We start from the raw sequence: 8,405 nt of genomic DNA, 5'->3' as shown, positions 1-8,405 counted from the left end.
TTGCTATTATATTTAGGAATTAATGTTGCTGATTTTAGTTTACGTTCTCGTCAGATGTTCCATCAAGTAGTAGATATTATCAATGAACAGCAAAATGAACCTACTTTAATTATCATGAATTCTCAAGCTTGGGGTCATGTATTAAGATTAGCTTATTATCTACCTACCACTTCCCCTATTAGTTTACTAGCGCAAAAATCTGATAATTTATCTCTTGTTTTAGCAGAAAATTTAAGTAAAAATTCTGAACAATACCAACGAATTTTATGGTTAGATAGTGAACGCCCTGTCTGGGGAAAACCAAGCACAGAAGAACAAAAAAAAGCGGTTAAAAACGTCTTGGATGATAATTATAATTTAGATTTTTCTCAAAGATTAGTTGGAACATGGAAATTAGATAATTTTATGATGAATGTTTATAACAAAAAACAGTAATATCAATTTAAAATTAATGATTAATAGGTGGGCAATGCCCACCCTACTGTTTAGATTATAGCTTCTTCTTTGACTAATTTTTCCCATCCTAATTCTTTGAGGTTATTATTACGACGAAGGGGACGAGTTGCTAACTCTAATATGTCTCTTGCGTTGGTAAACCCATGAATTTGTGCAAAGGTAAATTCTACAGACCATTTAGTATTTATTCCTCTTGCTTCTAAGGGGTTTGCATGGGCCATTCCTGTGATAACGAGGTCAGGTTTTAACTCATAAATGCGTTGAATTTGATTATAGTTATCAGGTTTCTCGACAATTTTAGGCACAGGTACACCCATTTCTTGACAGGTTTTTTCTAGGAAATCTAATTCTGCTTTTTGGTATCTTTTATCCATGTAAGGAATACCAATCTCAGGACAAGTCATACCACAACGTATTAAAAAACGGGCTAAAGAAATCTCTAATAAATTATCACCCATGAAGAAAACAGACTTACCCCGAATCAATTTAATGTAGTCTTCTAAACTATCCCAAATTTTCGCTTCTCTTTCTTCTAAACCTTGGGGTTCAATATTGAAAACAGAGCATATTTTTTCGATCCAAGCACGAGTACCATCGGGTCCAATGGGGAAGGGTGCGCCGATTAATTTACACTTCCGACGACGCATTAAAGTAGTAGCAGTTCGTGATAAAAATGGGTTAACTCCACTCACATAATAACCTTCATCAATCACTGGTAATTCTGTATATCTTTTTGAGGGCAACCAACCATCAATTTTTATTCCTTGTTTCTTCAATTCTAGGGTTAAATTAGTAACAACTGGGTCTGGTAAAGAGCCAAATAAAACTAAAGGAGGATGTTCTTTATATTCGGATTCTTCTTGTTTAATATCTTCTTTTTTTCTACCGAAGTTTAATAGTTTATGGATGGCATTTCTTTCTTGTTTTTCTGACTCTTCTTTAACATTTTTAGGACATTTATGAGCCATAGAAGCTAAGACTGTATCTTCTCCTTGTGTAAAAGCATAATCTAGGCCATTTGCTCTTGCTGTAACGATAGGAATACCGATTTCAGACTCTAGTTTAGGGGCTAAACCTTCTAAGTCCATTTTAATAATTTCAGTCGTACAAGTGCCGATCCAAACAATTACACTAGGGTTGCGATCGCGTTTTATTTGTAAACACAATCTTTTCAGTTCTTCGTAATCGTTTAATTGAGCAGAAATGTCTCCTTCTTCTAATTCTGCCATTGCATAACGAGGTTCAGCAAAAATCATCACTCCCATAGCATTTTGTAGGAAGTAACCACAGGTTTTGGTCCCGATAACTAAGAAGAAACTATCTTCTATTTTTTGGTATAACCAAGCTACACAACTAATGGGACAAAAGGTGTGATAATTGCCTGTTTCGCATTCAAATTGTAAGGATGTGGTTTCTTGTGCAAGTGTCATGGTTTAGAGTTCTCCTGTTTGTAATTGTTGTCTAATTCGTTCAATTTCGTCGGTATCTGGAGAGTTTAATTAAAGTTACTATAGTTAGTGTTCCCTTATTACTTAGGATAGATATCATTGAAGTAACCTGTAGGTTGGGTTGAGGAACGAAACCCAACATCAACGGGAGCATCCCATTTTTGCAAAAAACTTATTCTTGGAGTTTGACGGGGAGACAGGGGGAAATTAATCAGATCAACTATTATCAATCAAGGACAATTTGCAACTTTGGGATGCTCCCACATCAACGAACAAAATTGACCTTATCTTGTTGGGTTACGCTATTGCTAACCAAACCTACGGGATGATTAAACTATCATCAAATCTAACTCTTCTTCTTGTGTTTTAGGAGCTTGAGGATTCAGATAGAAATCAGATAATAAGCTGAATAATTCTCTGTCTTGAGCATCATTAGGAACCACACCTTCTGGCAAAGCTAATAATTGGTCAGCAATATTCAAATAATAATTGCAAACATAGTCAAGAGAAGGGTCATTATCTGCCATTTCAAACAAGGTTTGTCCCTTAACCCGTGATACCCGAATATCCTCAATTAATGGTAGAATTTCTAACACAGGCATAGGAACTCTTTGTATATATTTATCAATTAAATCACGCTTAGAAGTACGATTACCAATTAACCCGGCCAAGCGTAAAGGATGGGTGCGTGCTTTCTCTCTTACCGAAGCAGCAATACGGTTAGCAGCAAACAACGCATCAAACCCATTATCCGTGACAATTAAACAATATTGAGCATAGTTTAAAGGTGCAGCAAACCCACCACAAACTACGTCCCCTAATACATCAAATAAGATGACATCGTACTCATCAAACGCATTCAGTTCCCTGAGTAGTTTAACCGTTTCTCCTACCACATAACCACCACAACCGGCACCCGCAGGAGGCCCCCCTGCCTCTACACAGTCAACCCCTGCATATCCCTTGTAAATAACGTCTTCGGGCCAAATATTTTCGTAGTGAAAGTCCTGTTCTTGTAAGGTGTCGATAATAGTAGGAATGAGAAAGCCTGTCAGAGTAAATGTACTATCATGTTTGGGATCACAACCAATTTGTAGTACTTTTTTACCTCGTTTGGCCAATGCTGTAGAGATGTTGCAACTGGTGGTTGATTTTCCGATACCACCTTTTCCGTAAACTGCGAGTGTTAAAGTCAAGGGTTTAGTCTCCTGCGTTCAAAATAATCTTGTTATGACTGCGTTGTAACCACAGTCTGTTCGTCAATCTCATTAATCGCATTATGGAACAACTAGCTAAGATTTCCAAGAGTAGTTAAGAATAAATAAGCTAGTATTCTTAAGCAAAATTGTAAATATAAAAGCTAAACTAATATAAATTCGATTAAAATACTTTCAAAGGCTTATATATCTTTAAAAATTATTTTTGTGTTTCGTATTATAATAATGAGGAACAATATAAAAATTTTAGAATTGAAGCGATCGCTCATTTGAACGTTAAAATCATTGAAACCATTATTCTATAAAGCTTATAGCAGTTTACTGTTGCTTTATTGTTTTATTACAAAAGGGCAAAAAATTAAGGGATGTAACAAAAAAGACTCATTTTCCCCTGAGTTAAGAGACTAAAAATGATGTCGGAAATAATTTTATAAAGAATAATTACAATTTTTTTGTAGAGGTCAACTACCATTCACCCCTACCATTCTAGTTATAGTCGGGTGGGCAAAGTTCTTAAGATAATTAATACAACAGAATACTTTAATTCTGTCCATCCAATCATTAGTTATATTTAAAGTATGAATTGGGACACAAATAATGCGAATTATTCAGCAAAATATCACCGAAAACAGAGTTATTTTAAATAATATTACTTGGGAAACCTTTAAACAAATTATCAAAGAGTTAGGTGAAAAAAGAGTAATTCGCTTAGCTTACGATCAAGGAATTATTGAAATTATGACACCCTTTGGACAACATGAATATAGTAATCGTTTTATTGATAATTTAATTGTAGTAATCGCATTAGAACTAAACTTAAATATTAAAACAATGGGTTCATTAACTTTAAAAAAAGAGATGGTCAAAAAAGGAGTTGAACCAGACTCTTGTTATTATCTAAACAATGAACCTTTAGTAAGGAACAAACAAGATATTAGACTAGATATTGATCCGCCTCCAGATTTAGTGTTAGAAATTGATATGAGTAATAGTTCTCTTAATAAGTTACCCATTTATGTTGCTTTAGGAGTGCCTGAAATTTGGCGATATGATGGTAATCAGCTAATTGCTTTTATTTTAAATGATCAGCAAAATTATGTCGAATCTGACTATAGTTTAACCTTTCCTTGGTTAAAATTAGCCAATATCTTACCCTTTATTGACCAAAGTTTAAGAGATGGAGAAACAGCAACCTTAAAACAATTTCGTCAGTGGATTAAACAACAAAACATCTAATTTTACCAAGTTTATGATATTTCTCGTACCTCGAAATTAGAGATAAAGATACAAAAAATATAATAAGCTAATACTCATTTAAACGACATATTGAAAAATTAGAAAAAAAACCCTCTCCCCGTCACCCCGTCACCCCGTCACCCCATCTCCCCATCTCCCCGTCACCCCGTCACCTCGTCATTTACTGCGGAGTGATTATAACTTCTTAAAAGCTTATGGGGGCTTAATATTATTAAGCCCATATTTAAACTTAATTAGGATTAGTTTCAGAAGGAAATAATGGGTTAGAATTTTCTTGAGGATTTAATAAAGGGTTGGATTCTTCTTGAGCCTCTGGAATAATGAGAGGAAGGGGTTCATCAGAGTCAGGTTCAACTGCTTCTGGTTGAGTAGGAGAAGGTGCTGCTTGAGCTTGTTTTTGAGCTTCTTTCAACTGTTGCAAAACTACTTGATACTCCTCATTATCAGGCACTAAAGCTGCTAATTTTTCTAGAGTAGGAATAGCACCCTCCAAATTTTGGGCTTGTATTTGTGTTGCGATCAAAGCTCTCAGTGCTTCTTCTAGTCCTTGTTTAGCAGTAGGATTATCCGGTTCTCTTTGCAGAACGCTTTCGTATCCTTCAATAATCGATTTTATCCTTTCCTCGGCGGAAGAGGCCGTTCCTGAGTTAGCTTGTTCAGGGGAAGAAGACGGGTTTTGTCTAAAAGAAAAACCTGCTGCTGTCATACTAACAAGTAAAGCTAAACCCGATACAATAACGATAATTTTTTGAGTAGATTTATTCATATTAACCAGTTTATATAAAGTTAATTCTAAGTTCTTTCAGTGTATCCTAGTATTACTTATTTTTTGAGGGTATAAACTGAGAAGCCCAGTTAACTTGTCGCAAAATACCTCGTAATAGGGCAACTTCTTCTGGGGTTAAGTTAGCCTTGTTATAGAGTCTGCGAAATTTTTCTAAACGGGCCTTGGCCGTATGGGGATAAAGATAACCAATTTTTAATAAAACCTCTTCTAAATGTTGATAATAGCCCTCCAAAAGCTCAAAAGATGCTCGCTCAAAGTCTGAGTCTGTTTGACTTTCCACGGGATCTTGTGCAGCTTGATACAGTTCATAACTACAAACCGCCACAGCTTGTGCTAAATTCAGAGAAGGATAGTCAGCATTAGCCGGAATAGAGACAAAACGCTGAGCATAGTTAAGTTCTTCGTTATTTAAACCCCGATCTTCTGGTCCAAACATTAACGCCGTGTTTGACCCTTCTGTGAGTAACCAGGGTAAAGCATCTCTTGGGGTTTCTAAATGGGTGGGAAGGGACAAAGATCGACCTGTGGTAGCCAGAATACGTTGACACCCCTGTAACGCTTGGGGAATAGTCTCAACCACCTGAGATTGTTCTAAGACATCAATACCATGAACCGCCATCAGTCTCGCTTCATCACTCATGCGATCGCAGTGGGGTTTGACTAAAATTAGCTGCTTTAAGCCCATATTTTTCATAACTCGGGCTACGGAACCCACATTTAAAGGTCCTGCTGGTTCCACTAAAACAATACGAACTCTTGTTAAAGCAGTTTCCTTCATGGTTGATTCATGGTGAGAAGTTTCTCTAACTCCTCAAAAGTAACGGCATAAGAAAGGGTGGGTTTCTCATAACCCTTCAGGTTCAGGCTATATTCAGAAAAGATGGTGTCAACTTCCTTTAATTCTGCTGAATGAAGATATGTTGCCTCTCCGATCGCTACATCTAACCCTAAGTCTTTGGTAGCTGACTCTAAACGAAAAGCCGCGTTAACTGTATCGCCAATGGCAGTATAATCGGGGTGATCCCCACTACCGGTATTGCCTACCATAGAATAACCTGTATTGATGCCGGCACCAATCTTTAATTCAAAGGGAACTGGATACTCTTGACTTAACTGTTTTGTCATCTGATTGAGATCCGTAACCGCTTGGAAAATTTGCATAACATCAGCTTTGGTGACTTCGTTTTCTCCATGAAACCAGATAGCCATCACCGCATCGCCAATGTATTTATCTACCCAACTTCCTGCATTACGAATAATCTCCCCGGAGTGACGAAACCAATTACCAATCAATGAGGAGAGGATTTTTTCGTCCAACTGTCGTGTTAAGGTAGTAAAGTTTCTCATATCCGTCACCAGCACCGAGGTTAAGCGACGTTCGTGTAAAACCATGGTATCGCGATCTGCTAAATCTGGAGGAGTCACACCGTTTTCATTGCGAACCAGACCGTTAAAAGTCACCTCCGTCTTACCAAATGTGACTTTATCTCCATTTTTTAGGGTAACAGGAATACTGACACGGCGATCGTTCACAAAGGTTCCGTTACGACTGCCTAAGTCGATCAACAAAAAATCCCCCGTTTCTGTACATTGCAAAATGGCATGGTTACGAGAAATACAATGATCTCTAATGGGAAAGTCGTTATCCCTTCCTCTTCCAATGGTCCAATAATTTTTCTCCGCTAAAGTCAAATAACGTTTACCTTTAGCGGTATTGAGCAATAGATGAGGTGTGTTGGCGAGATTATCCACAGAGGTTTGATCCGGTGGGTTTAGGAAAACAAGCAAAGGGTGATAGCCTATTTCATTGTACCTACTTACGCCAAAGACGCTGCAAACCAAAATAAACTATCTACCAAGATTGTACTCAATACCGCGCCCCCTAATGCCCACCAATGATGATCGGATTTTTGCATCGCCCATAAACCAATCCCTAACAAACAGTTGCCTAAAACCACCGCCCAACTCATTCCCCAAGGAGTTTGTACTTGTTCTAAGGCCGATTGGAAAATGGGGGTGGCTAAACTAGGATCAACTTGCATCAGTTGTCGCCAATGGGGAATTAATCCCGTAACATAAAAATAAGCGTCGGTAATGGCTGTACCTAAGAGTGAGCCGACATAGAAAAAATTACCCACTTGTCCCCATCCTCGCCAAAGACACCACAAGGCGATGGGAACCCCTATAGATTCGATGGGAAGATGGATTAATGGTTCCCATCGAAACCACCCCCAATAAATGGCACCGGCTAACCAACTCCAACTAAATCCAAATAATAAATCTCCCCATAAATGGGTCTGCGATCGCTTCATTAGGTGAAAGGCTAACCATAACCATCCTGCTGTCATTATTACGCTAATTTCAGGACAAAAGCGCACTAAGGGGGCTTCTATAAACACAGGAACGGACACTAAAAAGCCCGATGCTAGGAACGTTAGCCAATTTTTGATGCTTTGACGGCTAAAAAAGCTTTGACCCACAGATGAACGATCCGAGGGATTTAGGGTTTGCCTGGTGACTGTGGATGGAGGAGAAATCAACTTTTTGTTAACCTTTGTGTCTATTTATGAGTTTTTCTTTACTTTACTTAACTTATCGCAAAAGTTGCTTTTGGGGTATATCCCCTGGGGGGGGAGGGGATATGTTTTATACTAGCTAATTTTTCCTAGTTAGTCAATAGTGTGGGGTGATGGTAGGAAGACAAAACATTGACTATATTTTAGTTCTCCCTAATATTTAATATTAATTTAAAAAAAAGAGAAAGTTTTAAGACTTATAACAAAACATGGGAGTGCGAAAACTCCTATTTTAAAAATAGGAGATGAAGCACGACTCGGCTAATTTATTAGCCGTGAACATCGACTTATGGAAAAGCATTAAGTGGTATCATGATGCCGTTGTTCTTCCATATATCTACGAATAGTTTCAGAGGAAACATTACCAGCAGTTGAAACAAAATAGGAATGTGTCCAAAGACTAGGAATTTTCATGAGATGAGGAAATTCTTGGCGTAGATATGGAGAACTTCTCCCCTTAATAGCTTTGACGACTTTATGAGGGGGAATAGTCGGTAATACATTGACTAATAAGTGTACATGATCGGCCATGATTTCTAAAGCTATAATAATCCAATCATTCTCTTGACATACTTCCCAAATAATCTGACGTAATCTTTTCTCTACATCACCAACTAAGACTTTTTTGCGTCGTTTAGGTATCCAGACAAAATGATAATTAATC

At 37.5% G+C, this 8,405-nt stretch carries 8 protein-coding genes and 1 pseudogene; 2 read left to right on the top strand and 7 right to left on the bottom strand.

Annotated elements, in window-relative coordinates; all coding sequences use genetic code 11:
* Positions 1–435, top strand: a pseudogene (locus tag QNJ66_RS25390) (hypothetical protein); the annotation flags it as partial.
* A gap of 50 nt (positions 436–485) precedes the next feature.
* On the opposite strand, the gene QNJ66_RS25385 reads toward QNJ66_RS25390, so the two are convergent.
* Positions 486–1,886, bottom strand: a complete 1,401-nt coding sequence (locus QNJ66_RS25385) for a ferredoxin:protochlorophyllide reductase (ATP-dependent) subunit N (RefSeq protein ID WP_300511452.1) — start codon at positions 1,884–1,886, stop codon at positions 486–488.
* 347 nt (positions 1,887–2,233) lie between these two features.
* Positions 2,234–3,100, bottom strand: coding sequence for a ferredoxin:protochlorophyllide reductase (ATP-dependent) iron-sulfur ATP-binding protein (gene bchL, locus QNJ66_RS25380; protein WP_300511451.1), 867 nt, complete (start codon positions 3,098–3,100; stop codon positions 2,234–2,236).
* A 618-nt stretch (positions 3,101–3,718) separates the two neighbouring features.
* Here bchL and QNJ66_RS25375 point away from each other — a divergent pair.
* Complete coding sequence (locus QNJ66_RS25375; RefSeq protein ID WP_300511450.1) at positions 3,719–4,357, top strand: Uma2 family endonuclease; 639 nt, start codon at positions 3,719–3,721, stop codon at positions 4,355–4,357.
* 250 nt (positions 4,358–4,607) lie between these two features.
* On the opposite strand, the gene QNJ66_RS25370 is transcribed toward QNJ66_RS25375, so the two are convergent.
* From QNJ66_RS25370 to tnpA, 5 genes are all read right to left on the bottom strand, one after another.
* Positions 4,608–5,144: a tetratricopeptide repeat protein gene (locus QNJ66_RS25370; protein WP_300511449.1), complete on the bottom strand. Its 537-nt coding sequence runs from the start codon at positions 5,142–5,144 to the stop codon at positions 4,608–4,610.
* Between the two features lie 52 nt (positions 5,145–5,196).
* Positions 5,197–5,943, bottom strand: coding sequence for an RNA methyltransferase (locus tag QNJ66_RS25365; RefSeq protein WP_300511448.1), 747 nt, complete (start codon positions 5,941–5,943; stop codon positions 5,197–5,199).
* The gene (locus QNJ66_RS25360; RefSeq protein WP_300511453.1) at positions 5,940–6,917 is read right to left on the bottom strand and encodes an adenylate/guanylate cyclase domain-containing protein; all 978 of its coding nucleotides are present in this window, start codon (positions 6,915–6,917) and stop codon (positions 5,940–5,942) included. The genes QNJ66_RS25365 and QNJ66_RS25360 overlap by 4 nt, the downstream gene beginning before the upstream one ends.
* Positions 6,918–6,982: 65 nt before the next feature.
* Positions 6,983–7,705, bottom strand: a complete 723-nt coding sequence (locus tag QNJ66_RS25355; protein WP_300511447.1) for a DUF3120 domain-containing protein — start codon at positions 7,703–7,705, stop codon at positions 6,983–6,985.
* A 336-nt stretch (positions 7,706–8,041) separates the two neighbouring features.
* On the bottom strand, positions 8,042–8,404 hold the full coding sequence (gene tnpA, locus QNJ66_RS25350) for an IS200/IS605 family transposase (protein WP_300511446.1): 363 nt from the start codon (positions 8,402–8,404) through the stop codon (positions 8,042–8,044).
* Position 8,405 lies beyond the last annotated feature (1 nt).

Source organism: Crocosphaera sp. (genome assembly GCF_030064895.1).
In the GTDB taxonomy this organism is placed as follows: domain Bacteria; phylum Cyanobacteriota; class Cyanobacteriia; order Cyanobacteriales; family Microcystaceae; genus Crocosphaera.
This window is presented reverse-complemented; position numbering and strand designations above follow the sequence as displayed.

What these genes read in the sequence shown, in the direction of transcription:
- QNJ66_RS25370 (WP_300511449.1), bottom strand. Translation starts at nt 5,144, where the DNA reads ATGAATAAATCTACTCAAAAAATTATCGTTATTGTATCGGGTTTAGCT.
- QNJ66_RS25375 (WP_300511450.1), top strand. Translation starts at nt 3,719, where the DNA reads ATGCGAATTATTCAGCAAAATATCACCGAAAACAGAGTTATTTTAAAT.
- QNJ66_RS25365 (WP_300511448.1), bottom strand. Translation starts at nt 5,943, where the DNA reads ATGAAGGAAACTGCTTTAACAAGAGTTCGTATTGTTTTAGTGGAACCA.
- QNJ66_RS25385 (WP_300511452.1), bottom strand. Translation starts at nt 1,886, where the DNA reads ATGACACTTGCACAAGAAACCACATCCTTACAATTTGAATGCGAAACA.